This window comes from Pontibacter mangrovi (assembly GCF_006385705.1).
Lineage (GTDB): Bacteria > Bacteroidota > Bacteroidia > Cytophagales > Hymenobacteraceae > Pontibacter > Pontibacter mangrovi.
In genome coordinates, this window is the sequence record NZ_VFRQ01000002.1 from 321,083 (window position 1) to 345,873 (window position 24,791).

Below are 24,791 nucleotides of genomic sequence, written 5' to 3' on the forward strand. Positions count from 1 at the left end.
GCTATGGTTTATTTCATGTATTCTTGCAATGGTTTGCCCACGCATCCGTTTGGCTCCTGTATATAAAGCCAGGAAGCGATGGTGGCGGCAATATCTGTTATTTCTGCCTCTGCACCGCTTTCGCCGTGTGGCACGTTCCAGCCGTACCAAACCAGCGGCACGTGGGTATCATAGTTCGAGTAGGACCCGTGGCTTGTGCCTTTCGGCTCCTTGCCATACCCCTCCAGCCATCCTGGCTCCAGCAACAGCACCACGTCTCCGGAGCGCCTGGTATTGTAGCCATTCTCCACGCGGGCCATCATGCCCCTTCCCCAGTTGCTGCTTTGCAGCACAGTAGCTGGCACGGCACGCATCACCCCGTCGAAACGGAGCACGTAATTGGCCACACGCTGCTGCACTTCTGCTGTCTCCAGCTTCTTGCTTTGCATTACCTGGTGGTTCAGGTACAGGTGCTGGTTGATAAAGCGCTCTACCCAGTCTGCTTTGCCGTAGGTTTTATCCAGGTAAGCATCCACAGAGTCGCGTATCTTGTTCGGAGATGTTACGCCAGCCGGCACTTTTTGGCCCTTCAAAAAGGCAGGCACATGTGCGGCGCCGTGGTCGGCGGTAAGGAAAAAGAGCACTTCGCCTTTTCCTACCTCATTTTCTATCGTGCTGATCAGCTCGGCCATCTCCTTGTCCAGGCGCAGGAAGATATCCTCCGCCTCAATAGAATTCGGGCCAAAAGAGTGTCCTACGTAGTCTGTAGAAGAAAAGCTGACCGTTAAGAAGTCCGTTACCTCATCTTTACCCAGCTCCTCGCCGCGCAGGGCAGCCAGGGCAAAGTCCTTCGTGATGGTATTTCCTGCCGGCACTGAGCGGATCAGGTCGTAGCTATCACCTCGCAAAGCTGGCAAGTCATGCGGGAACACTGGCTTCTTCTCTCCCGACAGCGGCCGCTCCCATGGCATGTCATCGGCGGTGCTTTCGGTATACTGTTCTATCGGAAGCAGTGTTTCCCATGGCTGGCTCAGGTATTCATTCGCCAGCTTTTTACTGTTAAAGGCCTGTACCCACTGTGGCAGCTCCTGGGTATAGTACGTGCTCGTAATCCAGTTGCCGCTTTTTGAGTCGAACCAATAGGCGCCATTAGCTAAGTGGCCAGCCGGAAGTATAGATCCGCGGTCCTTCAGGGCAACTCCTACCACCTTGGCCTCTTTGTTTGTTGCCAGGCGCAGCTCATCTGTAATGGTAGTGGTCTTCAGGTTCGCCGGCGACATTTCTCCTGCATTGGAGCTACTGCCCACCGTCTGCACTGTCTTATCTTCTACGCAGTAAACCGTTCCCTTCTGCCCACGTTCATACCAGTTGTTCCCGATGATGCCGTTTAGCGCCGGCACGCTACCTGTGTAGATGGAAGCGTGGCCCGGACCTGTATAGGTTGGCACGTAGCTGTATTGGGTGTTCTTAAAGTTAAACCCCTGCGTCAAAAGCTTCTTAAAGCCATCGTTGCCATACTTGCTCCAGTAGCGGTACAAATAATCATACCGCATTTGGTCCACCACGATGCCCACCACCAGTTTGGGGCGCTGCATGATTGGCTTTGCGTTTTGTGCGGCAGGTGCGGCATTTACAGGGGGGGCAGAGGGTGCCGTGCTGGCGCAGGCGCTAAGCAGCAGCATACTTGCAGCTACAGCATTTGCCTGTACCAGGCGCTTTAGTAATGTCTTGTGTCTCATATACTATAGATCGGTTCCTGCAAATATAAACCACATGCTCCTAATATTCCCGTATTCCAACCACTAATGTGAGTTTATACATTAATTAACATATACTTAACGCAGCTGCCCCTAAATGAACAGCGCCCACTTTTGTTGGTGGGCGCTGCAACTGTTTTCTTATGCTCCTGCTTATTTTGCAGCCAAGGCCTCTGCACCACCCACAATCTCGAGGATTTCTTTGGTAATGGCAGCCTGCCTTGTTCTGTTGTAGGTTAGCTTCAGCTGTTTTAGAAGCTCGCCAGCGTTTTCTGTGGCCTTGTCCATGGCCGTCATACGAGCACCGTGCTCTGAGGCATTAGACTCCAACACAGCTTTGTACACCTGTATCTTAAGTGATTTAGGGATCAGCTCCTCAATGATCTCCTCTTTGGAAGGCTCAAAAGTATAGTCGATCAACGCCATTTCGTTATCGGCCTCTTCTGGCAACTTCTCCTCGATTGGCAGGAACTTCTCCTGGCGCACGATCTGTGTTGCAACGTTTTTGAACTCGTTGTAAACAAGATCCACCTGGTCGAACTCTCCGGCAACAAACCCCGCCATGGCATGCTCTGCGGCTACACGCACCGTATCAAAGGAAAGGTTTGCGAAGGTATTGCTGTAGTCTCCGATCACGTTGTAGCCTCGCTTGCGGAAGGCGTCATACCCTTTTCGGCCGATGGTCAGGATGGTCAGGTTGCCTGCCTCATACTGGCTTTTATACTTCTCAGCAATCAGCGCCGACACCCCTTTGATGATGTTGGAGTTGAAGGCACCAGCCAGACCACGGTCAGAGGTTACGGCAATGATCAGCACTTTATTCACCTCGCGCTTCTCCGTGTACGGATTCGACACTGCACCCTCTGCCATAGACGACAGATTTGTCAGGATGCCGCTCAGGCGCTGCGCATAAGGCCGCATGCGCAGGATGTTATCCTGTGCTCTTCTCAGTTTCGCAGCCGAAACCATTTTCATGGCCTTGGTGATCTGCTGGGTAGACGAAACAGATGTAATGCGGCTTCTAACCTCTTTTAAACTTGCCATATATTCTCTCTATGAGCAAAAACCAGGGCTAAGACTGGTGGCCTTAACCCTGGTTCTGTTACTTTAAGATTATTTGTTGTACTTCGCTGAAGTCTCCTTCGCTACCTGCTTGATAACGGCTGTTGTTGCATCGTCCAGCTTACCAGCTCTCAGTGCGTTTAGGGCATCAGCATGCTGCGCGCGCATGTTACGCAGGAAGTCTTTCTCGAAGTTTCTAACTTCTGTTACCGGCACATTGTCCAGCAGACCGTTTGTAGCGGCATAGATGGTAGCCACCTGCTCCTCTACCGGCACCGGCGAGAACTGCGCCTGCTTCAGGATCTCCAGGTTACGACGGCCACGCTCAATAGTCAGCTTGGTAGCGGCATCCAGGTCGGAACCGAACTTAGCGAAAGCCTCCAGTTCACGGAACTGTGCCTGGTCCAGCTTCAGGGTACCCGCTACTTTCTTCATCGACTTGATCTGGGCAGAACCACCCACTCGTGATACCGAAATACCCACGTTGATCGCCGGACGAACACCCGCGTTAAACAGGTTTGTCTCCAGGAAGATCTGACCGTCCGTGATAGAGATCACGTTTGTCGGGATATAAGCGGAAACGTCACCAGCCTGCGTCTCGATGATCGGTAGGGCAGTCAAAGAACCGCCACCTTTCACCAGATGCTTGATAGACTCCGGCAAGTCGTTCATGTTCTGAGCGATCTCATCCGACGCGTTGATCTTAGCGGCACGCTCCAGTAAGCGAGAGTGCAGGTAGAATACGTCACCTGGGTAAGCCTCACGTCCTGGCGGACGACGCAGCAGCAGGGATACCTCACGGTAAGCCACGGCTTGCTTCGAAAGGTCGTCATAAACTACCAGTGCAGGGCGGCCAGTGTCACGGAAGAACTCACCGATGGCAGCACCTGTAAATGGCGCGAAGAACTGCATTGGCGCAGGGTCAGCGGCAGAAGCGGATACAACCACTGTGTAGTCCATAGCGCCACCCTCTTGCAGGGCCTTAACTACCTGGGCTACAGTAGAGGCTTTCTGTCCAACAGCTACGTAGATACAGAAAACAGGCTCTCCTCTGTCGTAGAACTCGCGCTGGTTTAGGATAGTATCGATTGCAACCGCCGTCTTACCAGTCTGGCGGTCACCGATGATCAGCTCACGCTGGCCACGGCCGATCGGAATCATGGAGTCGATCGCCTTGATACCAGTTTGCATCGGCTCGTTTACCGGCTGGCGGTAGATAACGCCTGGCGCCTTACGCTCCAGCGGCATCTCGTACATCTCACCAGCGATAGGGCCTTTGCCGTCGATTGGCTGGCCCAGTGTGTTCACCACGCGGCCAACAATACCGTCGCCTACTTTAATAGAGGCAATACGGTCTGTTCTTTTTACAGTGGCGCCCTCTTTGATCTCGCTGTAGTCGCCGAGCAATACGGCACCTACGTTGTCCTCTTCCAAGTTCAGAACAAGCGCCTGCAGGCCATTCTCAAACTCTAAAAGCTCACCAGACTGAGCCTTGGAAAGGCCATAGATACGAGCGACACCGTCACCCACTTGCAGCACAGTGCCTACTTCTTCCAATTCCGCTTCGGTACGGAAGTTAGACAGCTGTTCTCTTAATATGGCTGATACTTCGTCAGGTCTTACTTCTGCCATGATTATAGTTTATTAATATATGGGTTTTCTTTAAATTGGTTTTTCAGCTTGCGAAGACTGTTCTTCACAGAGCTGTCAATCTGCTTGTCACCAACGCGCAGCACAAATCCGCCTATCAAGGCCGGGTCTACACGTTCTACCAGTTCTATGCGTTTGCCAGTTTGCGCTACCAGCTTCTGTCCCAGTTCATCGCGAAGGGCTGGTGTAAGCGGCACGGCAGAAACCACTTCTGCTGTTTGGATGCCTTGCAGGGTGCGGTACTGCTCCTGAAAAGAAGTGGCAACTCCCTCAAGTATAGCTTCCCGGTTTTTGCGGGCAACCAGGTTAAAGAAGGCCAGCGTCATCTCCTGCACCTTGCCTTTAAACACTGCGTTTATCACAGCCAGCTTCTTGTCTGACTTTACGATGGGGTTGTGCAGCAGCAGCTTGAAGTCACGGCTTTGAGAAACCACTTGCGAGAACAGCTGCATGTCTGCATGCACCTGCTCCAGCACGTTCTTCTCTGCCGCCAGCTCAATCAGCGACTTCGCATACCTGGAAGCAACTCTAATATCTGACATAGTGCTTTTTTATTGCGTCTGGCTGCACGGGCAGCCTGCGTTTATCTTTGTTAGGAAAGCGATACTTCTCTGATATACTCCTGCGCCAGCGCCTGCTGTGCAGTTTTGTCGCTCAGTTCTCTTTTCAGGATCTGCTCTGCGATTTCCAGGGAAAGCGTGGCAGCCATGTTTTTTACCTCCGTAATGGCGGCGCGCTTCTCATTCTCGATCGCCTCACGAGCCTGCTCAATCATGCGGGCTCCTTCCTCGTTCGCCTTCTGCTTAGAAGTCTCCACAATGCTGTTAGCAGCCTCGGTAGCCTCCTTCAGAATTTTGTCGCGCTCCATACGAGCCTCTGCCAGCAGCTTTTCATTGTCAGCTTTCAGCGCCTGCATCTCCAGTTTCGCCTTCTCAGCCGCACTCAGGGCATTCTCTATAGAAGCCTCACGCTCGTTCAGAGCGTTCATAATCGGCTTCCAGGCAAACTTACCCAGCAGGAACAGAACGATCAGGAACGTTACCAGCTGCCAGAAAATCAAACCAAAACCAGGGGTTACTAAATCCATTTTTATGAAGGTTGAATATTAGGTTCTTTTTAAACAGCCGCTTTGGCCGCTTTTAACTATATCAGAACTATGCATTTGACCTCATCGTCTGGGCCATGCGCCCAGACGTGAGATCAGGTAATGTTAGCTTGTTACTCTAAAAGTAATTAAGCAATAGCGATCAGAAGACACACTACCACACCAAACAGGGTTACACCCTCGATCAGTGCAGAAGAGATGATCATGGCAGTTTGGATTTTGCCACCAGCCTCTGGCTGACGAGCAATAGACTCCATAGCGGAACCACCGATACGACCGATACCAAGACCAGCGCCAAGGGCAACCAGACCTGCACCGATACCGGCACCCATGATACCAAGACCAGCGCCTTCAGAAACAGCTTGAAGCAGAATTGCTAACAACATAGTTATAGAAATATATAGTTAAAAAATAAAATTCAGATTAATGGTGATCCTCCGCATGGTCATGCTCCTCAACGGCGCCGCCAAAGTACATGGCCGACAACAGCGTGAAGATGTACGCCTGCAGCAGGGCCACGAACAGCTCCAGGAAGTTCATAAAGGTGGCGAACGCCACGCTCAGCGGGCCAACGGCCACACTTCTAAAGATAAAGATCAAGCTAAACAGCGACAGGATGATGATGTGACCGGCCGTGATGTTGGCAAAAAGTCGAACCATCAGCGAGAATGGCTTTGTCAGGATACCGATCAGTTCCACCGGGATCATGATCGGCGCCAGCCATGTCGGAACGCCTGGCGTCGCGAAGATGTGCTTCCAGTAGCTCTTGTTACCGCTGAACACTGTGATTAGAAGGGTAATAGCCGCCAATACCAGCGTTACCGCGATGTTACCCGTCAGGTTGGCGCCACCTGGCATCAGGCCCAGCAGGTTGTTAAACCAGATAAAGAAGAACACTGTGAGCAGGTATGGCATGTAGCGCTCATACTTCGGGCCGATGTTCGCCTTGGCAATCTCGTCGCGGATAAAGATGATGATGGGCTCAAAGAAGGACTGGATGCCACGCGGGGCAGCCTTAGGGTTTCTTTTGTAGCGGCCGGCGATCACAAAGAAAATACCTAGCAGCAGCGCCACGCTAACAAACATGGAGGCCACGTTCTTAGTAATAGAGAAGTCATACAGGCCTGCATGATCCTCCAGCGGCTCGCCAGCCTCGTTAACTTTTACAATATGCCCATGCTCCAGCGCATACCCATCGTATGCCACCGTCTCATGGTGTTCGTTGTAGAAATTGTGAGAAGAGAAGACCTTAAACTCACCATTGTCTACCAGTATCACAGGCAGGTACACCACAGCACCGTCTGCAAAGTGCCAGGTATAATCATCCGCAATATGGTGCGTGATCATATCCCCCGGCTGAAACTCACCGCCTTCCTCTGGCGCCTCAGCAAAAGCAGTTAGCGTAAGGAAAGAAAACAATAGAACGAATAACCTCTTCATTAAGAATGATTTAGGAGCAAAATTTATCAGACAGAACCTACCGTTAATCCTGCCTTCTCAAATGCGGGCGCAAGTTAGCCAACAAACTGTAAATTTCAAACCCGGTAAACAGGAAATATAACGCAAAGAAGTTGAAAACGAACTGCAGACGGCCCTCTTTGTAGAACCATACGTACAGCGCCACCACCCCCAGGCTCAGCACCACCCGAAAGCCCATGGAGGCGAAATAGTACACCTGGAAGTTCTCCGGGTCGTTTTTGTGGCCCAACTGCGTGAGGTAAAACGTAAACCCCGTGATGAAGACAAAGAAGATGAGCATGTGCCAGATATAACTGTGCAACAGCGCATTGCCTGTAAACTGCAGCAGAACACCTATTATTATACAGAGTAGGGCGGCAAGTATGGCCAGGTTTCGGACGAACTTCACGTATTTACTTTTTATTAATGGAGGTGATGGTTAGAATCATGGTGGAGATAACGGCCAGCAGCAGCAGCGCTATGGTAAACCAGGGTTTGTCGTTGCCCAGCTTCCCATCCAGCCACTGCCCGGCAAAAGCGGCCAGCACCAGCGCCCCGATCATCTGGAACGCCATGCCCGAGTACTTCACGTAGGGCTTGATGTTATCCTGCCTGCGCCGTTCAGGCGTGTTTTTATCTTCCGGAGCCTTTTCCATACATTCTAGTTTTACAAAGATACTCCTTTTTACGTGCCCTCCGCCACTGGTTGCACTGCCTGAAACCATTTACATTTTTGCATAGTTCAATAGCAGGCCCTAAAAAGCTATTTGCTTAACTATCCGATGATTATTGTATTTTTGTAGATAGTCGCTGCAGGGCCGGCGCAGCTGGAGCCTGCAAAACGCCCGCATCAGCCATTTTGCCATACTTTATACCCGCGCCTCAACGTTTATACTTTATTATACTACAGTGCCCAAACCCGCTGCACACATAGCCTTGAACAAGAAACCGCTGCACATATTTCTAGTGATCGCTGTAATGCTGCTGGCTGGCTGCTCTGCCGAGCGCAACAACCCGCTGAGCAAAGCCTACCACAACACCACTGCCCGCTACAACGGCTACTTCCTGGCCAAGGAGAAAATGCGCCTGCTGCAGGAGCAATTGCAGCAGCAAACGGTGTACGACTACAGCCAGGTGCTGCCCATCTTCCCGCCCCTGGACTCTGCTACCGCCAACGCCCTGGCCGCCGACCTGGAGGACATCAAGAAGAAGGCCTCTTTTCCGATACAGTATCACCAGAACAGCAAGTGGGTAGACAACAGCTACGTGCTGATAGGGCAGGCAAACTTTTACAGTCTTAATTTTGACGAGGCCGTGCGCACCTTTAAGTATGTGAACGCCAATGGCAAAGGCAAGGCGGAGCGCCACGAGGCGCTGGTGTGGCTAATGCGCTCTTTTATAAAGCTGGGCGAGATGGAGAATGCCCAACAGGTGTCGGAGTACCTGCGCAAGGAGCGCCTGAACAAGGACAATGCCCGGGAACTCTACCTGACGCGCGCGCACTACTACCGCCTGCAGGGCGACACGGCGCAAGTGATCGAAAACCTGGCCCTCTCGCTGCCGAACTTTGAGGAGAAAGACGATGAGTCGCGGGTAAGGTATACGTTGGGCCAGCTTTACCAGCTAACCGGGCAAGACAAAGAGGCCAACAAGCAGTACAGCAAAGTGCTGCGCAACAACCCGCCCTTCGACCTGGGCTTTTTCAGCCGCCTGAACCTGGGGCAGGTAACAGAGCTGGCGGGCAGCCAGGATAAAGAGCGCGTGGAAGGCTATTACCAGAAACTCCTGAAGGACGACAAGAACAAGGAGTACCGCAACAAGATATACTATGAGATGGCGCAGTTTGAGCTGCGGCAGCAGAACTATGAGAAGGCGCTCGAGTACCTGAACCAATCGCTGCGCACGCCTGGCGCCCTGCCCAACCAGAACGCCTATAGCTACGTGGCCGCCGGCGAGATATACTTTGAGAAGCTAAACAAGTATGAAATGGCCGCCGCCTACTACGACAGCGCCGTGCAGGTATACCCGCAGCAGGCAGCCCTATATGAAGCAGTAGTGGAGCGCAGAAATGTGCTGGCCGACTTTGCACAGCAGTATACCACCATCCAAACCCAAGATAGCCTGCAGCGCATCGCCAAAATGCCGGAGACGGAGCGTATGGCGTTTCTGCAGCAGCTGGCGCAGCGTGAGGAGGAAGAGCGGCAGGCGCAGTTGGCACAGCAGCAGGAGGAGGCCCTGCAGCAGGCCCAGGCCAGCCGCCGAAGCACATCGCGCAGCAACAGCAACGAGACATTTGGCACCGGCAACAGCGGCGGCGTCTGGTATTTTGACAACCCTTCGGCCATGGCCACGGCCCGCGCCGAGTTTACCCGCCGCTGGGGCGACCGCCCTAACCAGGACTTCTGGCGTACCCGGGCGCGTGGCGAGGCTACAGGTGCCCAGCCTGCCCCTGTAGCAGCAGCCCCCGCGGCAGACACCACGCAGCTGGCGGAGCAGACACCTGAGGAGCTCATGCAGGCACAGCTGCAGGCTTATGAGCAAAACCTGCCGCTAAGCACCGCCGACCTTCAAAAGTCTGAGAAAATGGTAGAGGAGGCCCTGTTCCGCCTGGCCGTTATCTATGCCCAAAACCTGCAGGAGCCGGAGCAGGCCATCGCCACTTACGAAGAGCTGCTGCAGCGTTTCCCGCTTACGGGGCATGCCGCCGAATCATACTATAGCTTATACCTGCTCTACGGCCGCACCGGCAACCAGGAAAGGCAGCAGGTATACTATAAAAAGATCAAGCAGCAGTTCCCGGCTACAACCTACGCCCGCCTCCTGGATGACGAGGGGTTTATGGCTAAAAATGCTGCCGACAACAGCAAAGTACACGCTTTGTACGACTCGGCCTACGTTCATTATGAGGAGCAGGAGTATGCGCAGGCCACGCAGCTGCTTAACAACATCACCGCTCAGTACCCGCTCAACGACATACAGGACAAGGTCATGTTTTTGGATGCCATGGTAGCCGCACGCACCCAGAAGCCGGAGGTGCTGCGCGATAAGCTGAACAGGTTTAAGAAAGAGCACAAGGGAAGCCCGCTGGTGCAGCAGGCCGACCAGCTATTGGCTACTTACCAGGAACTGGAGCAAAAGAAGCAGCTCCGCACCGAGGCCCCTGCCCCGCCGGCTCCTAAACAACAAAAAGCACCCGAAGCACCGGCCGCGCCGAATCGTAGCACAGAAATTGCTGGGGCTACAGCATCAGCAGCCAAGCCAACGCCTGCTTTACCGCCTGTGCCTGACGCACCTGCGCCCGCCGCCAGCGCCGCACCGGCACCTGACACCGTGCAGGAAACAGCGCCTGATACGTTGGCTGCTCCTGCCACCGACACGCTGGCGTATCAGGCGCAGGAAGATTCGGCTTATTATTTTGTGTTGATTTACCCGGAGGATGCCAAGGCCTTTGCTGATGTGGAGCAGAAGTATAACAAGTATAACAGCACCTATTACCGAAACCAGCAGCTGGCGGTGAGCTCCTCCGATTTCGGAGCGGGCAAAAAGATGCTGGTGGCCCGGGCTTTTCAGGACCCTAAACTGGCGCTTTCCTATAACATCAAACAAAAGGCGCCGCAAGCCCCGATAGGTAGAATTAGAGGCGTAGATTTCATTACCTTTGTTATCTCATCCGCCAACTACAGGAAATTTTTACAGAAGAAGGATGCTGAGGAGTATCTGACCTTTTTCAAAGACAATTATTAATTACATGGCTACGCGTCAAAAAACCGTTTCATCCAAAAAAACCGTCTACCCGAAGATCATCTCAGCCTTATGGCTGCTGTTTATTGGCGGTTTTGCAGCCTTCGTGCTTTACCTGTATGCTGTCAGCATAAACTTCCTTAACCTGTTTGGGGAGATGCCGAACCTGCGCACGCTGGAGAACCCCAAGAGCGAGCTGGCATCTGAGTTATTCTCCGCTGACAACGAGCTACTGGGCAAGTACTTCCGGGAAAACCGCTCCCCTGTAGAGTATGAGGAACTCCCGAATAACCTGATAAACGCCCTGGTGGCCACCGAAGACGCTCGTTTTGAGGAACATGCCGGCATCGACCCGCAGTCCATGGTGCGTGTGGCAATAGGCATCGTCTCCGGCGACCGCAAGGGTGGCGGCAGTACGCTTACCCAGCAAGTTGCCAAGAACCTGTTCGATACACGGAGCGACGAGCTGAACAGTGGCCTATTGAACGATATTCCCGGCTTGCGCATGCTCATTCTGAAGACAAAGGAGTGGATCATGGCCGTGAAGCTGGAGCGCTCTTACACCAAGCGTGAGATCCTGACGATGTACCTGAACACCGTGGATTTCGGCTCTAACGCGTTTGGCATAAAGGTGGCGGCTAAAACCTTCTTCAATAAAAAGCCCGAGGAACTGGAAGTGCAGGAGTCGGCCGTGCTGGTGGGCCTCTTAAAAGCCCCCACTAACTTTAGCCCTAAGTTTAACCCCGAGAACTCTAAGCGCCGCCGCAACGTGGTGCTGGCCCAAATGGTAAAGTATGGCTACTTGCCTCAAGCTGAGTTCGATAAACTGAAGGATGAGAAGATTGCCCTCAACTACCGCGTGGAGAGCCACAACATTGGCTTGGCGCCATACTTCCGTACCGAGGCCAGTAAGTTCCTGCTGCGTTGGTGCCGCGAAAACGGGTATGACCTTTATGCCGATGGCCTTCGTGTTTTCACCACCATCGACTCGCGTATGCAGAAGTATGCTGAGGATGCCGTGGCTGAGCACATGAAAGACCGTCAGAAAGCCTTTTTTGAGCATTGGAAAGGCCGCAGCCCGTGGGTAGATGAGCACATGCGCGAGATCAAAGGCTTCCCGGAGCAGGCTATCAAGCGCACCCACCGTTATCGCAGCCTCAAAGCCCGCTTCGGCGACAACACCGACTCGATCAACTACTACCTCAACAAAAAAATACCGATGACCATCTTCAGCTGGGATGGCGAAAAAGAGGTGGAGATGAGCCCGATGGACTCCCTTAAGTACTACAAGCACTTCCTGCAGACCGGCTTTATGGCCATGGAGCCGCAGACAGGCCACATTAAGGCCTGGGTGGGGGGCATCAACTACAAGCACTTCAAGTATGACCACGTGAAACAGGGCTCGCGCCAGCCAGGCTCCACGTTTAAGCCTTTCCTGTATACTACTGCCATCGAGAACGGCTATTACCCTTGCTACGAGGTGCTGGATACGCAGACTTGCATTCCGCTGCCGGATGGCAACATGTGGTGCCCGCAGAATGCGGATAACAAGTATAGCGGCGAGAAGTATACCTTACGCCGTGCGTTGGCGGAGTCTGTAAACTCCATCTCGGCCTTCCTTGTAAACAAGTTGGGCGCTCCGGCTGTAGCCCAAACCGCCCGCCGCATGGGCATCAGCACGCCCCTCGACGAAACTCCTTCCCTGGTGCTTGGCACCAGCGACGTGACGCTTTATGACATGGTGGGCGCTTACGGCACGTTTGTGAATGGCGGTACCTGGGTGCAGCCTACTTACATTACCCGCATCGAGGACAAGCACGGCAACGTGATCGCTGAGTTTGTGCCGAAAACAGTGGAGGCCCTGAGCGAGGAGACTGCCTACCTGATGGTGCACATGCTGAAAGCGGCGGCAGAGCCAGGCGGCACCGCCTACTATGGCCTGCGCTTCCGCAACGGGCTTAAGAACGAGATTGGCGCCAAAACCGGCACTACCCAAAACTACTCCGATGCATGGTTCATGGGCATCACCCCTGATTTGGTAGCCGGAGCCTGGGTAGGGGGCGAGGATCGCTCCATCCACTTCAGAACCATTGCGCTGGGGCAGGGTGGCAAGCTGGCGATGCCGATCTATGGCTCATTTATGCAGAAAGTTTATAAAGATAAGACGCTGGAGGTCTCTAAGGAGCCTTTCCCTAAACCTTCTATGCCTTTATCTGTAGAATTAGATTGTGAAAAGTATAACCAGGGCATGCCGATCGATTCGGCCCAGCAGGACGAGTTCCTCAACCTGCCATCTGAGATAAACCTGGACGCAGAAATCTAATTCCGACATTCTATGCCAGCAAACGATAAGCTGAAGGAACAAATAGTGCACCTGCCGCATAAGCCCGGCATCTACAAGTTCTTCGACGACCATGGCATTATCTATGTAGGCAAAGCGGTTGATATCAGGAAGCGCGTCAGCTCCTATTTCAACCGCTCCGCCCAGCATAATAAGAAAACGCTCAAGCTTGTCTCTCAAATCAAGCACATCGAGTTTACGATTGTAGACACCGAGGCCGACGCTTTTTTGCTGGAGAACAACCTTATCAAGCAGTACCAGCCCAAGTACAACATCCTGCTCAAGGACGGCAAGACCTATCCGTACATTTGCATCGTAAATGAGCGTTTTCCGCGCGTTATCAGCACCCGTAACAAGAAGAACGACGGCTCCCGCTACTTCGGCCCGTACCCCAGCGTCACGACTATGTACGTGGTGCTCGACCTCATCCGGACGCTGTACCCGCTGCGCACCTGCACCTATAACCTCTCTCCTGAGAACATTGCTGCCGGTAAGTTTAAAGTATGCCTGGAGTACCACATCGGCAACTGCAAAGGCCCTTGCGAGGCGCTGGTAGATGAGACAGAGTACAATGCCAACATCTCGCAGATCAAAAACATACTTTCAGGTAATCTCTCTGTGGCTAAGTCATACTTTAAGGAACACATGGCCGCCGCTGCCGCAGACTATCAGTACGAGCTGGCGCATAAGTATAAACAGAAGCTGGACATGCTGGAAGATTTCCAGGCGAAGTCTACGGTGGTTAGCAACACGCTCACCAACATCGATGTTTTTACCATTACCAGCAACGAGCAGTGCGCTTTTATCAACTACCTGAAGGTGATGAACGGCTCCATCATACTTACCCAGTCGCTGGAGTTGGAGAAGAAGCTGGACGAGGAGGACGCCGACATACTTGCCTCGGTGGTGGTGCAGCTGCGTCAGGAGTTTGAAAGCACATCCCGCGAAGTTATTTCCAACATCGAGCTGCGGCTGCCGCTGGATAACATTACCATTACGTATCCGCAGATTGGCGATAAAAAGAAGCTGCTGAGCCTGTCTCTCAAGAACGCTTTATACTTGCGCAAAGAGCGAGAGGGACGCCAGGAGAAGAACAAGGAGTTGGGTGAGCAGCGTGAGCTGCGGGTGCTGGAGACACTGAAGAAAGACCTGCGCCTGACCGAGCTGCCGCGCCAGATCGAGTGCTTCGACAACTCCAACTTTCAGGGCGACAACCCGGTGGCCTCTATGGTGTGCTTCAAGAATGGCAAGCCCAGCAAGAAAGACTACCGCCACTTCAACATCAAAACCGTGGTCGGCCCGGATGATTTCGCCTCTATGTATGAGATCGTGACGCGCCGTTACCGCCGTTTGCTGGATGAGAACCAGCCATTGCCACAGCTTATTATTATAGATGGTGGCAAAGGGCAATTAGGTATGGCCGTAAAAGCGATGCGCGATCTTGGGATTTATGGTCAGGTAGCCGTGGTAGGCATTGCCAAGCGCCTGGAGGAGATCTTCTATCCCGGCGATTCCTTGCCGCTGTATATCGACAAAAAGTCTGAGTCACTTAAGCTGATACAGCGCCTGCGCAATGAGGCGCACCGCTTTGCCATCACCTTCCACCGCAGCAAACGCGATGCCGGCACGCTTAAAACCGAGCTTACCGATATCAAAGGCATTGGCCCTTCCACATCCGAAGCATTGCTTAAAAAGTACCGCTCTGTTAAAAAGCTACGGGAGCTTAGCCTAGAGGAGTTGACTGCTGAGGTAGGAAAAGCAAAGGCAACAGTGCTTTTCAACCACCTGCATTCATCAGTATAGGTTTATAATTTATACTTATCCCCACACCAGTTGAAGGATATCTGATGTATACTTATCCTAAAATCACTCCCCTAACTTTTCCAAGGAGGGTTTCTGCTTGGAATGTATAAGCTAGTACACTCAACCTAACTGTTTCAGTTACTAAACATCGCTAAACAAAAAAGGAGACTCTTTCGGGCCTCCTTTTTTGTTTCTATAAACTTGCAGTGCTTAGTAGCTCCACAGGCTGTATTCATACTCTATGAGTGCTTCCAGCGCATCCTGTGCCGCTAACAGGCCTTTCTTGCCACCACCGTAGATCGATGCCAGGCTTTGGTCGCCTGGATTAGATATCTTGGTGATGTAAGAACTGAACAGCCACAGATCGAAAGCGTCAGCCAGGTTTTTATGCTGCGCGTCGTTCTGAGCGTTGTACCAGATAGCTGTTTCCGGGTTATTGCGGAACAGTGTTACCAGGTCGCTCATCTTAAAGCTTGCTACATTCTGCTCAAACCCTAGCGGGTTTAGCGTAGCCGGCACTTTAATGCTGATGGACTGGATGTCGTGGTACATGCGCGAACGCTTCTTGTCGAACACCACGTTCTCCTTCAGCTCCAGCAGGTACAGCTGCTTTGGAAAGTACTCATTGCTTACAGGAGCCGCTTCGGTTGCTACGGCCTCGTCGCCTAATGCCTCTCCCCAAGCATCATCTTCCTCTTCCACCTCGCCAAAGCCGGCAGCAAGTTCTTCCTCACTCAGTCCACCGCCAGATTCTTTTGGAGTCATGTTTTCGATAAACTCCTCTCTGGTGATCGGTGTACTAACAGAGTCGCTTCTGTAGGCAGTCAACTCGCCGCTTTTTACAGCTTCGATGATGATCTTGGTGATTTCTCTGTTTTCTGAGAACAGCGGCTTGTTCTGCTTCTCGCGCAGGTCAATCTTACGCCACACCGTTTTCTTGAACAGGATATCAGACTCCGGAATAGGCCTTGCCGATGGGTTGCTTGCCGTAGTGTTAGACACCTGCTGTGCCATGGCACCCACAGAGAACATCAGACCGGCCGCTACACCTATTGCTTTAACTAATTTCATACTCCTTGTAAGCTTCTATTTTTAATTTAAAGGAACGTTGAAGTTCGGGCTACCTACGTTCACGTCTACTGCGTTACCTTTGTAGTTCAGGCGCTTCACGTCCAGGATCTCGATCACCACACGGTCACCTTTGTTTGCCTTGGCGGCAAAGCTTGTCAGGTTAGCCGTTGGGCCGTTAAACTCGCCTTGGTCTACCGGCTGGTTGTTACGCACCAGGTATGCCTTCCACTTCGTTACTCTATAACGAGCCTCGTTCGGTAATAATTGCTTAAAGCCTTCGTCAGCTACAGCCTGTATCTCCACTGCACGGAATGACTGTGCCGGCACGCCACGCTTCACGTCTATCGGTTTGCCGTTTACCAGCGCCACAATCTCTGGCTTCGGTATCGGGCGAACCTTGAATTTCTCTGAACCGATTGCATTGCCACCGCTGCTTACGTTAATGGTTACTTCTGTAGAGTTCGGGATGATGGTCACTTCACCTTTCTTGGAACCTTTAATGGCAGAGCCACCGGAAGCGCTAAAGCTTGGGTCATACACAGCGCCCAAAGCAGGTACCTGGATGTTCAGCTCGTTAGCACACTGGAAGTACAGCGCCTGCACGGATGCAGACTGTACCTGAATCACTGGCTTGGCTACAACATACTCTTCCGTTACTGTAAAGGTCGTGTCTTTGCCGTTTTGGTTGATCGTTACCTGGCCCGTCCAAGTCTTCTTAGAGTTGCCATCGGCATCGTAGTCAGAGGCAGAAGCCACGAACTCTACTTTACCCATGCCATTCTCTACCTTCACCGGCTTACCCTGGAAAGACATTTTAGGTGTGATGTTGTCAGAAGAGGCAGCGATGAACATATCAGCTGAGTATTTTGTGCCTGCCGCTACGGTTTTAGACTCCGCGCGCGCCATGGCAAAGATTTTCTCAAACTTGATAATGTCGGCACCTACCTGCTGCGCCAGCTTCTGCAGCGCGTCCGCCTCATACTTCAGCACCTCTGCTTCTTTCTGAGAGAGCACAGCCAGGGCGGCCACCATCGGCGTTTCCTCAAAGTTCAGCTGCGCAAAGTCCTTGCGCTTCTGGTCCGGGTCGTTTTTAGCAACTGGGTCCTCTGAGCCGTCCAGCGCAAGCTTGGCTGGCACGTTTGGCATATACTCCTTCAGGAACTTAGCATAATTATTCAGCTTGTCCTTCAGCTCGTAGGCTTTACCGTTGTTCTTATTGGCCGCTCCGATCATGTAGTTGGCCACGATATCATTTGCCTCCGGGTTCAGATAGCCAGGACCATCCTGATTCTTACCACCAGTTTTCTGGATCAACTCATCGCGCAAGCCGCGAATGTACGTCACCATTTCTGATGTTTGTTTGCGAACCTCCTCTGCACTTTTCAGCACGCGCTGGTCGTTTGCAGACGGGGTTTTGTTCTCTGCTATCGCAGCTCTGATATTCGATACGACCCCGGCGTTGTCATTCACTGTTTTGTCGTTCACTTCCTTCAAACTTTCGTCCAGGAACTGAAACTTTAACAGGATCGCCGAGCTCACGTTCAAGGCTAGCATCGCGGTCAGCACGAGGTACATCATGCCAATCATCTTCTGCCTTGGTGTCTCTTTTCCTCCAGCCATGTTATACTATATTAACTGTGTTTTCTTAAGATTAGAACCAAATTTAATCAAGGATTAACCTTTCATCGCTGACAGCATGTTACCATACACTGTGTTCAGTGAGTGCAGGTTCTGTGTCAGGCGAGATACTTCCTCTTTAAACTGCTCTGTGTCTTTGCTGGCATCAGTTAAGTTTTCCATGGCCATGCTTAGGTTGCCATAGAACTTGTTCATAGCCTTCAGGTGGTTATTTGCATCCTGAAGCTCCATCTCGTACACTGCGTTAAGAGCGCCCAGGTTGCGGGTCATACCCTGAATCTGGCTGTGGTACTCTTTTGCGTCGGTGGCAGAAACGGCCATCTGTGAAATAGCATCAGCTGTAGAAGCGTATGCGCTGTTGATCTTATCCAACTCGCCGGCAGCTGCTCTTACACGCACCGTGTACTCTTCAGTGGCGGCAGCGGCATTGCTCATGTCAGCCATGCTGGCAGCTGTTTCGCTTAGGCGGTTCAGGCCAAGGCCCAGTTGGTTAATTGTTTCTGGCGTAATGTCGGCATTACGCATCATTTCGTCTAGTTTTCCTGTTACAGACGGTCCTCCGGCTACGGCAGCTGAAGTTGGCACTACAGCTTCTCCGCTGTAATCCTCAGCCAGTTGCGGGTATACTCTGGACCAGTCCGGCTCGCCGTGTTGCGGCTGGAACGCACTAAGAGCAAAGATTAATGCCTCTGTTAAGAGACCGATAATCAAAAACTCGTTTGCAAAGTCCCAGTGCTGGATTTTAAACAACGCACCCACAATTACGACAGCAGCACCGAGGCCATATACTTTTGGCATCAAAACGTCGTACAAGAAATTGCGACCTTTAGCTTTGCTCATTTTGTTTTCTAATTAAAGTAGTGAACGATTGATTAATAAAAATTTAGGGGGATTGGTGATTATTGTTCTGCTATTATATAAGCCTGATTAAAACTCTCTTCCGGAAGAACGGCCCAGGTAGATCATGGCATTACGGAAACCGATGTATGATCTGGCCGAATCCTGGTACTCGAAGTTGCGAGTGCCTGTCTCCAGGAAATATGCAATATCTTTCCAGGAGCCGCCTCTTACTACTTTGCGAGGCTCGTTGTCGTCGTTGTATACCGGGTTCAAGTCCCAGGTAATCGGAACAGTAGCGTCTGAGTAAGCATCTTCACACCACTCAGCTACGTTGCCGGACATATCGTACAGGCCGAAGTCGTTCGGGAAGTACTGGGCAACCGGAGCAGTATAAGTAAAGCCATCGCTGTAGTAGTCGCCACGGCCTGGCTTAAAGTTAGCCAGCAAGCAGCCTTTGGCGTTGCGCAGGTAGGGGCCACCCCAAGGGTAAACCGCCATATCGCGACCGCCACGCGCTGCATACTCCCACTCAGCCTCAGAAGGCAGACGGAACTGCGGCATCGGCGCACGGCCATCCTCTGCATTGGCCTGGTTTTTATGCTTGGTACGCCACTCGCTGAAATATTTTGCAGCAAACCAATCCACACCCACTACCGGATAGTCATCAAAGGCAGGGTGAGAGAAGTAGTACTCCATCAGCGGGTCGCCCATGTGGTAAGTATAGTCTTTCACCCACACAGTTGTGTCCGGATACAGGTTGCTCATCACGTGCTCTTCGCCCAGAACGTCCAATGAGTCTTCCATCATTACGTTGATAAACTGGCGATACTCATTGTTCGTGATCTCGGTCTCATCCATGTAGAAACCACCGATGGTTACCTGCTTATTTAAGTTTGCCATAGACGCTGCTATATCCTGGTCGGCCTGGCCCATGTGGAACGTACCGCCAGGGCAGGCTACCATGCCGTAAGGCACTTCCTGCGCATTGTACTCTGGCCTGTCTTCGGCACCGACAAGATCGCCTTGCGGACCGCGTCTCATCCCACAGCTTGCAAGCAGTACCACCGCCATTGCGAAGTAAGACAGCTTAAGTAGTTTATTCATGTGACTGTTAAAAAGTAAAATTTTCTGTAATAGATTTTAGCACACTTTTACGAGTGTAGCAAATATATGAGAATTAGGAATAAATAAAAAACAATTCACTACAACACCTTTTTTAATTTTTTTAACGGCATAAGGTGCTGATTATTATACTACTGTACAGGTATATTTTTATGCACTTTTTGAAGAAATGCCCCTAAAAGTAAAAAACCTGTTACAATTCGCAACGATTTTATTTTGTAAAAAAGTAACGTGGGGTCCTTACAGGAGGCTTAAATCGGATCACCGGCTCAGGCAGCCGATAGTTTACCATCACCTCATGCGAGGTGGGCGCCTTGGCCGCTTTGTTAAAAGTTGTCAGATCCAGCGCATAGCCTACCCGTAGGGCATTGTCCTGAAACAGAGACACTCCCACCAGGGCACTAACAGCTTCTTCATGCCGATAATTCACTCCGGCCCAATATTTTTCTTGATAGGTTAGCCGCCCGCCCACATCGAAGGAAAAAGTCTCGGTGTCGTGCTTGAGAAGCACGGTAGGCGTGAGCGTGACATCAGAGGTGAGGGGCATGTGGTAACCGGCTGTAAGATACATGTGGTTTTCGCCCAGCAATGTTCCTTTTCCGGTATTGGCGGAGTCAGCGAACTCGTACTCTGCCTTTAAAAGATTGGTGATGCTGCCGCCTGCATAAAACGTCTCAGATTCATACCAAACGCCAGCCCCCAGGTCGAACTTTGAGTCCTCGCTGTTGAACGGCACATTCGGGTCGCCTTCATCAATGGCGCGGTAGCGGCCTTTCTTATAGTTGTTGGCGTTGCCTTGTATACCCAGCCCCAACTTGCCTGTCTCTCCTATATTAATATGCAAAGAATAGGAGAGGGCCGCCGACAGCACTGTGGTGTTGGCTATTTTGTCGCGCATCAAGTTAACGCCAATGCCGCCGTGCAGCAGCCTTACGGGCGTGTGCGCCGACAGGAACAGGGTCTGCGGGGAGCCGCCGTCATCAAAGGAGGCATCATAACCGAGCCATTGGTAGCGGTAGATAGAGGTGAACTCGGGCCGGTTGGTTATACCTGCGTAGGCAGGGCTTAGCTGCATGCCATTAAACCCATAGTGGGTAAACTGAGGCTGCTGTTGCGCTTGGGCAAATGGTGCCACCAAGAGCACCAACAGCAATACAGGTAGAAGCTTTTTCATAGGCCGTGGCAAGAAGGCAAGGTTAAGATGAGCGGTTTTGCACAGATCGCTTTATCAAATATAGCTATTAAACACTAAAACGCAAATGCCGCGCTACATGGGGCAGCTCCGGCGTTTGCGTTTTAGTACGTATGCAAATCAGGGGTAAAAGTTGCGCTAAAGCCTACTTTTTTGCCTCCTGCATCTGGTTCTGAATGTATACTTCTATGGCTCCGGTCATGGATGGTGCGTTTGGCATCGGCGCCTCTATGTCCAGCTCCAGGCCTGCGTCGCGCACGGCTTTGGCGGTAGTAGGGCCAAATGCGGCAATGCGGGTATTATTCTGCTTAAAGTCCGGAAAGTTGATGAACAGCGAATGAATGCCGGACGGGCTGAAGAAGGCCAGGCAGTCGTAGGTCACGTCGTCCAGGTCCGAGAGGTCAGCGGCCACGGTTTTGTAGATGATCGCCTCGGTGTGCTTTATCTTGTTATCCTTCAGGAAGTTCGGAATGTCGTCTTTGCGGATATTGGAGCACGGGAACAGGAACTTCTCGTTCTTGTGCTTTTTGATCACCTCAAACAGGTCCTTGGCCGTTTTCTCGCCCACAAACAACTTGCGCTTGCGCAGCGTGATATACTTCTGCAGGTAGTAGGCCGTTTGGTCAGAGATGCAGAAGTACTTCATGTCGGCTGGCATCTCTATCTTGCTCTCCTGGCAGATGCGGAAGAAGTGGTCCACTGCGTTGCGGCTCGTAAAGATAACGGCCGTATGCGCGAGTATGTCCACTTTGTCTTTGCGGAACTCTTTGAACGGAACCGGCTCCACTTCAATAAACGCCCTGAAATCTACCTTGATGCCATACTTCTCCGCAATCGAGAGGTACGGAGAGTTATCGGTAGTAGGCTGTGGTTGGGTAACCAGTATACTCTTGATCGGAAACTTGTGTCTTTCAGGGTTCGCAGAGCCCTTTGCTTTGCTTTCAGCCATATTATAGAATAATGCTTGTAAGATCGCCTGCGATGCCCGCTGCCTAGAAATTGAATACGATCAGCTCCAGCATAATGGCAAGCGGAATCACTTCTGTGGCGCAAAGGTACGAAAATAAATGCAAATCAATCACGGAGGCTTTCTTATTTACGGCATAAAACACGCGCAGGATCGTGATAACCAAGACCAAAGACACCGATAGGGTGGAAATGAGCAACACGGCCTCGGGCATTATAGTGTTCAGGGAGAGGTACAGCAGCATGACGAGCGGCAGGAACAGGCCCATAAACAGCAGCGATCTTAGAAACTCACTATACTGCAGCTGCACCAGGCGCTCCAGCCCAAACACAAACGCCATTAGCTTCAGGAGCACATACTTCAGCATCACGACCGTAAAAATGAGCAACGTATAAAACAGGATCTTGGTGGTGATGTCGGCCTCCGAAACCGGGAACAGGCGGTTGAACAGGCGCACGTGCTGCACGTTGGTATGAATGGCCGCGATGAGCAGCGCCAGCGAGAGCGAAAAGGCCAGCACGAACAGCATGTTGGACACCGAGCCAAGGGCTTTGCCGGCAGTGAGGTTGTCTTGGTGGTTAGAGCGCAGAAAGCGGTTCGGGTCGAACTGGTCGTGGAAATCGCTGAGGTAATTTGCCCGCAGCAGCCCGTAGATCAGCCCTATCAGCAGCATGAACACGATAAAGGCGTTCTGGTTCACATACTCCCGCACCTGCACCGAAAAGGGCCGCTCGCCAGCTTCAGGCTTCTCGCCAGACACCAGCGGCGCATTCCGGAAGCTGCCTACGTTTGGCTGCTGCGCCGGGTGCCACACCGTGAGCAGGTACTTCCCCTCTACCGGGTTGGTGCCGCGGCTAAACTGCGCCAGGTCCAGGGTATAGTTGGCCGCTGAGTCGGCTTTAAAAACGAGCCGGTTGTTCAGGAAAAGGCACAGGTCTTTGGGCGCGGCAAAGGCCACCCGGAACGGCTGCGCCTGCGCAATAGACAGCCACTGGTGCACGGCGTTGTAGTCGGAGTGGGCGCTGGCCACAAACGGCACCAGTTCTTCCCCGCCGGGGCGCTGCACCAGCCAGTTGTTGGTAATGGTATTTTTCTGCTCCAGCGGCAACACCTGCCCCTGCACAGGCGTCAGGCAGGCGCCCAGCCATACTATTAAAAGTATAAGAAAGGGAAAGCTATACTTCAGGAGCGTTCTGTGCACGGCAAAATGGTGTTATCAGGGGAAAGCGGCAGCAACCTGTTATACGTTATACCTTGTTGGGGACATCCTACGAGTGGAGCACACCCTCCAGTTGCAGCATGCCTATCTCGATCAGATTCTCTTCTATAATAGAGTCGGGCACAAAGACAAAGCGCTTGTCGTAGATCTGGCGGCCGATGTAGTAGCTTACCCAATACTCGTTGTTGATGTGGAAGATGGCCGGGTCGATCGGCTCAACCTGCACAAAGCTTTTGGCCTCCACACGCTCAAACATGTGGCGCAGCACCGATGTCTTTACCTCCTCGCCGTCTACCACGCCGTAGCCTTTGGAGGCCACCAGCACGTTCTCTACCGGAAAGTTATTGTAGTTGATCAGGTAAACGCTCCAGGCAGGCTCTCCGGCAGTGGCGGCGTTTTTCGTTCTGGCAACAGCCACCGCAATGCCCTCTACCGTCCCGAAATCAATGTCCTTCTTCATGCGCAGCAGTTGTAATTTTGGCCCCGAACAAGGCGCCCAGGTGCTTTAACAGTTTCTCTTCTACCTCAGCCAGCGGCACCTCACGCCCCAGCTCTTTTGCCAGCGAAGTTACGGCTTTATCAGAAATTCCGCATGGCACAATGTTGTTAAAGTAGTCGAGGTCGGTGTTGATATTGAAGGCGAAGCCGTGCATGGTTACCCAGCGGCTGCACTTTACGCCCATCGCGCAGATCTTGCGCGGGTTGCGCTGTTCCACGTGGTCGAGCCACACGCCGGTAAGACCCTCTATGCGGCCGGCCTCCACGCCATACTCCGCCAGGGTCAGTATAATGGCCTCCTCCAGGAAGCGCAGGTACTTATGAATGTCGGTGAAGTAGTTCTCCAGGTCCAGGATGGGGTAGCCCACAATCTGGCCGGGGCCGTGGTAGGTGATATCGCCGCCGCGGTTGATCTTATAGTAAGTGGCGCCTTTGGCCTTCAGGCCCTCCTGGTTGAGCAGCAGGTGCTCTTCGTGGCCGCTTTTGCCCAGCGTGTACACATGCGGGTGCTGGCAGAAAAGCAGGTAATTAGGCGTTGGCAACTGGGCATCGGGCGCAGCGGCGCGGTTTTGTACTTTTATATCCAGCGTGGCGTTAAAGAGCTTATCCTGGTAATCCCACGCCTCTTTGTAGTCGATCAGGCCCAGGTGCTCAAACTGTATGTCGGTATTCTTCTGCACGTTATACTTTAGAAAAATCTACTTTCAGGTTCTTTACTATATAATTGTATACGGGCCAACTTTGTTCAGCCTTATCCTGCGAAATGCAAGCCGGCCAAAACCATAAATAAAGGCAAAGCCCCGGCAGCGCCCTGCCCATAGGTTGCTTCATCATTTTTATACTTAGGCGGATAGGCTGCGTACATGCCTGCAAAGTACAAGTTTTATATGGCTTCTCAAATAAGCAGGCACCTCCGCACCGGCCAAACGGGCGAGCAACTCGCCGCTGCTTACCTGCAGCAGCAGGGCTTTGTCATTCTTCGGCAAAACTACAGGTATAAACGCGCCGAGGTAGACATCATTGCGCAAAAAGACAGGCTACTGGTGTTTGTGGAGGTGAAAACCAGGTCTACGGACAGGTATGGTTACCCGGAGGATGCGGTTAATGCCCGCAAGGAGGCGCTGCTGCTCAGCGCAGCCGAGGAGTTTATACTTCAGGAGGAATGGCCGCATGAGGTCAGGTTTGACATTATCTCGGTAACGCTTACCTCGCCGCCGGCTATACATCATATTGAGGATGCGTTTTATTAAAGGTATAAAATCTTAGCTTGGCTGGTACTGTTGGGTTTCTGATTGGCTTCATCTGGCGCAACCTGAAAGTCCCGGAGCATTTCGTGGCTTCCGCTTGT

22 protein-coding genes are annotated in these 24,791 nt (G+C 52.2%); 4 read left to right on the forward strand and 18 right to left on the reverse strand.

The features are described 5' to 3' along the window. Window positions 1-8: 8 nt before the first annotated feature. The 9 genes from pafA to FJM65_RS05035 all read right to left on the reverse strand — a co-directional run bounded on the left by pafA (window position 9) and on the right by FJM65_RS05035 (window position 7,667). Window positions 9-1,718, reverse strand: coding sequence for an alkaline phosphatase PafA (gene pafA / locus FJM65_RS04995; RefSeq protein ID WP_239022831.1), 1,710 nt, complete (start codon window positions 1,716-1,718; stop codon window positions 9-11). A 171-nt stretch (window positions 1,719-1,889) separates the two neighbouring features. Continuing rightward, window positions 1,890-2,780, reverse strand: coding sequence for an ATP synthase F1 subunit gamma (atpG, locus tag FJM65_RS05000; RefSeq protein WP_140620060.1), 891 nt, complete (start codon window positions 2,778-2,780; stop codon window positions 1,890-1,892). Between the two features lie 69 nt (window positions 2,781-2,849). Further along, entirely contained in the window at window positions 2,850-4,430 is a 1,581-nt protein-coding gene (gene atpA / locus FJM65_RS05005; protein ID WP_140620063.1) for a F0F1 ATP synthase subunit alpha, read from the reverse strand. Between the two features lie 2 nt (window positions 4,431-4,432). Then, window positions 4,433-4,990 (reverse strand): ATP synthase F1 subunit delta, encoded by a 558-nt coding sequence (gene atpH / locus FJM65_RS05010; protein ID WP_140620065.1) that lies wholly within the window; start codon window positions 4,988-4,990, stop codon window positions 4,433-4,435. A gap of 50 nt (window positions 4,991-5,040) precedes the next feature. Next, window positions 5,041-5,535, reverse strand: coding sequence for a F0F1 ATP synthase subunit B (locus FJM65_RS05015; RefSeq protein WP_140620067.1), 495 nt, complete (start codon window positions 5,533-5,535; stop codon window positions 5,041-5,043). A gap of 146 nt (window positions 5,536-5,681) precedes the next feature. Then, window positions 5,682-5,939 carry an ATP synthase F0 subunit C gene (gene atpE / locus FJM65_RS05020; RefSeq protein ID WP_025608468.1) on the reverse strand — a complete coding sequence of 86 codons (258 nt, stop codon included), beginning with the start codon at window positions 5,937-5,939 and terminating at the stop codon, window positions 5,682-5,684. 37 nt (window positions 5,940-5,976) lie between these two features. Then, window positions 5,977-6,993, reverse strand: a complete 1,017-nt coding sequence (gene atpB / locus FJM65_RS05025) for a F0F1 ATP synthase subunit A (RefSeq protein ID WP_140620069.1) — start codon at window positions 6,991-6,993, stop codon at window positions 5,977-5,979. Between the two features lie 43 nt (window positions 6,994-7,036). Then, the gene (locus FJM65_RS05030) at window positions 7,037-7,420 is read right to left on the reverse strand and encodes a hypothetical protein (RefSeq protein WP_140620071.1); all 384 of its coding nucleotides are present in this window, start codon (window positions 7,418-7,420) and stop codon (window positions 7,037-7,039) included. A 4-nt stretch (window positions 7,421-7,424) separates the two neighbouring features. After that, entirely contained in the window at window positions 7,425-7,667 is a 243-nt protein-coding gene (locus tag FJM65_RS05035; protein WP_140620073.1) for an AtpZ/AtpI family protein, read from the reverse strand. A gap of 280 nt (window positions 7,668-7,947) precedes the next feature. On the opposite strand from FJM65_RS05035, the gene porW reads away from it, so the two are divergent. Genes porW through uvrC form a run of 3 tightly spaced genes read left to right on the forward strand, consistent with a single transcriptional unit; the run spans window position 7,948 to window position 14,896 of the window. Further along, the gene (porW, locus tag FJM65_RS05040) at window positions 7,948-10,755 is read left to right on the forward strand and encodes a type IX secretion system periplasmic lipoprotein PorW/SprE (RefSeq protein WP_140620074.1); all 2,808 of its coding nucleotides are present in this window, start codon (window positions 7,948-7,950) and stop codon (window positions 10,753-10,755) included. A gap of 4 nt (window positions 10,756-10,759) precedes the next feature. After that, window positions 10,760-13,075: a penicillin-binding protein 1A gene (locus FJM65_RS05045; RefSeq protein WP_140620076.1), complete on the forward strand. Its 2,316-nt coding sequence runs from the start codon at window positions 10,760-10,762 to the stop codon at window positions 13,073-13,075. A gap of 12 nt (window positions 13,076-13,087) precedes the next feature. Next, entirely contained in the window at window positions 13,088-14,896 is a 1,809-nt protein-coding gene (gene uvrC / locus FJM65_RS05050; RefSeq protein WP_140620079.1) for an excinuclease ABC subunit UvrC, read from the forward strand. 210 nt (window positions 14,897-15,106) lie between these two features. On the opposite strand, the gene porN is transcribed toward uvrC, so the two are convergent. The 9 genes from porN to lipB all read right to left on the reverse strand — a co-directional run bounded on the left by porN (window position 15,107) and on the right by lipB (window position 24,123). Next, a complete protein-coding gene (gene porN, locus FJM65_RS05055) occupies window positions 15,107-15,967 on the reverse strand; it encodes a type IX secretion system ring subunit PorN/GldN (protein WP_140620081.1) in 861 nt (286 codons plus the stop codon). Window positions 15,968-15,988: 21 nt separating this feature from the next. After that, entirely contained in the window at window positions 15,989-17,587 is a 1,599-nt protein-coding gene (porM, locus tag FJM65_RS05060; protein WP_140620082.1) for a type IX secretion system motor protein PorM/GldM, read from the reverse strand. 54 nt (window positions 17,588-17,641) lie between these two features. Then, window positions 17,642-18,445: a type IX secretion system motor protein PorL/GldL gene (gene porL, locus FJM65_RS05065; RefSeq protein WP_140620083.1), complete on the reverse strand. Its 804-nt coding sequence runs from the start codon at window positions 18,443-18,445 to the stop codon at window positions 17,642-17,644. 87 nt (window positions 18,446-18,532) lie between these two features. Further along, window positions 18,533-19,549, reverse strand: coding sequence for a T9SS ring complex lipoprotein PorK/GldK (gene porK / locus FJM65_RS05070; protein WP_140620084.1), 1,017 nt, complete (start codon window positions 19,547-19,549; stop codon window positions 18,533-18,535). Window positions 19,550-19,778: 229 nt separating this feature from the next. Then, window positions 19,779-20,741: a PorP/SprF family type IX secretion system membrane protein gene (locus tag FJM65_RS05075; protein ID WP_140620085.1), complete on the reverse strand. Its 963-nt coding sequence runs from the start codon at window positions 20,739-20,741 to the stop codon at window positions 19,779-19,781. A gap of 163 nt (window positions 20,742-20,904) precedes the next feature. Beyond that, window positions 20,905-21,708 (reverse strand): uroporphyrinogen-III synthase, encoded by an 804-nt coding sequence (locus FJM65_RS05080; protein ID WP_140620086.1) that lies wholly within the window; start codon window positions 21,706-21,708, stop codon window positions 20,905-20,907. A 43-nt stretch (window positions 21,709-21,751) separates the two neighbouring features. Beyond that, a complete protein-coding gene (locus FJM65_RS05085) occupies window positions 21,752-22,927 on the reverse strand; it encodes a DUF4271 domain-containing protein (RefSeq protein WP_239022832.1) in 1,176 nt (391 codons plus the stop codon). A gap of 67 nt (window positions 22,928-22,994) precedes the next feature. Further along, on the reverse strand, window positions 22,995-23,405 hold the full coding sequence (locus FJM65_RS05090) for a hypothetical protein (protein WP_140620087.1): 411 nt from the start codon (window positions 23,403-23,405) through the stop codon (window positions 22,995-22,997). Further along, window positions 23,389-24,123: a lipoyl(octanoyl) transferase LipB gene (lipB, locus tag FJM65_RS05095; protein WP_140620088.1), complete on the reverse strand. Its 735-nt coding sequence runs from the start codon at window positions 24,121-24,123 to the stop codon at window positions 23,389-23,391. Before lipB ends, FJM65_RS05090 begins: the two co-directional genes overlap by 17 nt. Window positions 24,124-24,330: 207 nt before the next feature. Between lipB and FJM65_RS05100 the strand changes: the two genes are divergently transcribed. Further along, window positions 24,331-24,693 (forward strand): YraN family protein, encoded by a 363-nt coding sequence (locus FJM65_RS05100; protein ID WP_140620089.1) that lies wholly within the window; start codon window positions 24,331-24,333, stop codon window positions 24,691-24,693. The last annotated feature ends 98 nt before the right edge of the window (window positions 24,694-24,791 follow it).

What these genes read in the sequence shown, in the direction of transcription:
- pafA (WP_239022831.1), bottom strand. Translation starts at nt 1,718, where the DNA reads ATGAGACACAAGACATTACTAAAGCGCCTGGTACAGGCAAATGCTGTA.
- atpG (WP_140620060.1), bottom strand. Translation starts at nt 2,780, where the DNA reads ATGGCAAGTTTAAAAGAGGTTAGAAGCCGCATTACATCTGTTTCGTCT.
- atpA (WP_140620063.1), bottom strand. Translation starts at nt 4,430, where the DNA reads ATGGCAGAAGTAAGACCTGACGAAGTATCAGCCATATTAAGAGAACAG.
- atpH (WP_140620065.1), bottom strand. Translation starts at nt 4,990, where the DNA reads ATGTCAGATATTAGAGTTGCTTCCAGGTATGCGAAGTCGCTGATTGAG.
- FJM65_RS05015 (WP_140620067.1), bottom strand. Translation starts at nt 5,535, where the DNA reads ATGGATTTAGTAACCCCTGGTTTTGGTTTGATTTTCTGGCAGCTGGTA.
- atpE (WP_025608468.1), bottom strand. Translation starts at nt 5,939, where the DNA reads ATGTTGTTAGCAATTCTGCTTCAAGCTGTTTCTGAAGGCGCTGGTCTT.
- atpB (WP_140620069.1), bottom strand. Translation starts at nt 6,993, where the DNA reads ATGAAGAGGTTATTCGTTCTATTGTTTTCTTTCCTTACGCTAACTGCT.
- FJM65_RS05035 (WP_140620073.1), bottom strand. Translation starts at nt 7,667, where the DNA reads ATGGAAAAGGCTCCGGAAGATAAAAACACGCCTGAACGGCGCAGGCAG.
- FJM65_RS05045 (WP_140620076.1), top strand. Translation starts at nt 10,760, where the DNA reads ATGGCTACGCGTCAAAAAACCGTTTCATCCAAAAAAACCGTCTACCCG.
- uvrC (WP_140620079.1), top strand. Translation starts at nt 13,088, where the DNA reads ATGCCAGCAAACGATAAGCTGAAGGAACAAATAGTGCACCTGCCGCAT.
- porN (WP_140620081.1), bottom strand. Translation starts at nt 15,967, where the DNA reads ATGAAATTAGTTAAAGCAATAGGTGTAGCGGCCGGTCTGATGTTCTCT.
- porM (WP_140620082.1), bottom strand. Translation starts at nt 17,587, where the DNA reads ATGGCTGGAGGAAAAGAGACACCAAGGCAGAAGATGATTGGCATGATG.
- porL (WP_140620083.1), bottom strand. Translation starts at nt 18,445, where the DNA reads ATGAGCAAAGCTAAAGGTCGCAATTTCTTGTACGACGTTTTGATGCCA.
- porK (WP_140620084.1), bottom strand. Translation starts at nt 19,549, where the DNA reads ATGAATAAACTACTTAAGCTGTCTTACTTCGCAATGGCGGTGGTACTG.
- FJM65_RS05075 (WP_140620085.1), bottom strand. Translation starts at nt 20,741, where the DNA reads ATGAAAAAGCTTCTACCTGTATTGCTGTTGGTGCTCTTGGTGGCACCA.
- FJM65_RS05080 (WP_140620086.1), bottom strand. Translation starts at nt 21,708, where the DNA reads ATGGCTGAAAGCAAAGCAAAGGGCTCTGCGAACCCTGAAAGACACAAG.
- FJM65_RS05090 (WP_140620087.1), bottom strand. Translation starts at nt 23,405, where the DNA reads ATGAAGAAGGACATTGATTTCGGGACGGTAGAGGGCATTGCGGTGGCT.
- FJM65_RS05100 (WP_140620089.1), top strand. Translation starts at nt 24,331, where the DNA reads ATGGCTTCTCAAATAAGCAGGCACCTCCGCACCGGCCAAACGGGCGAG.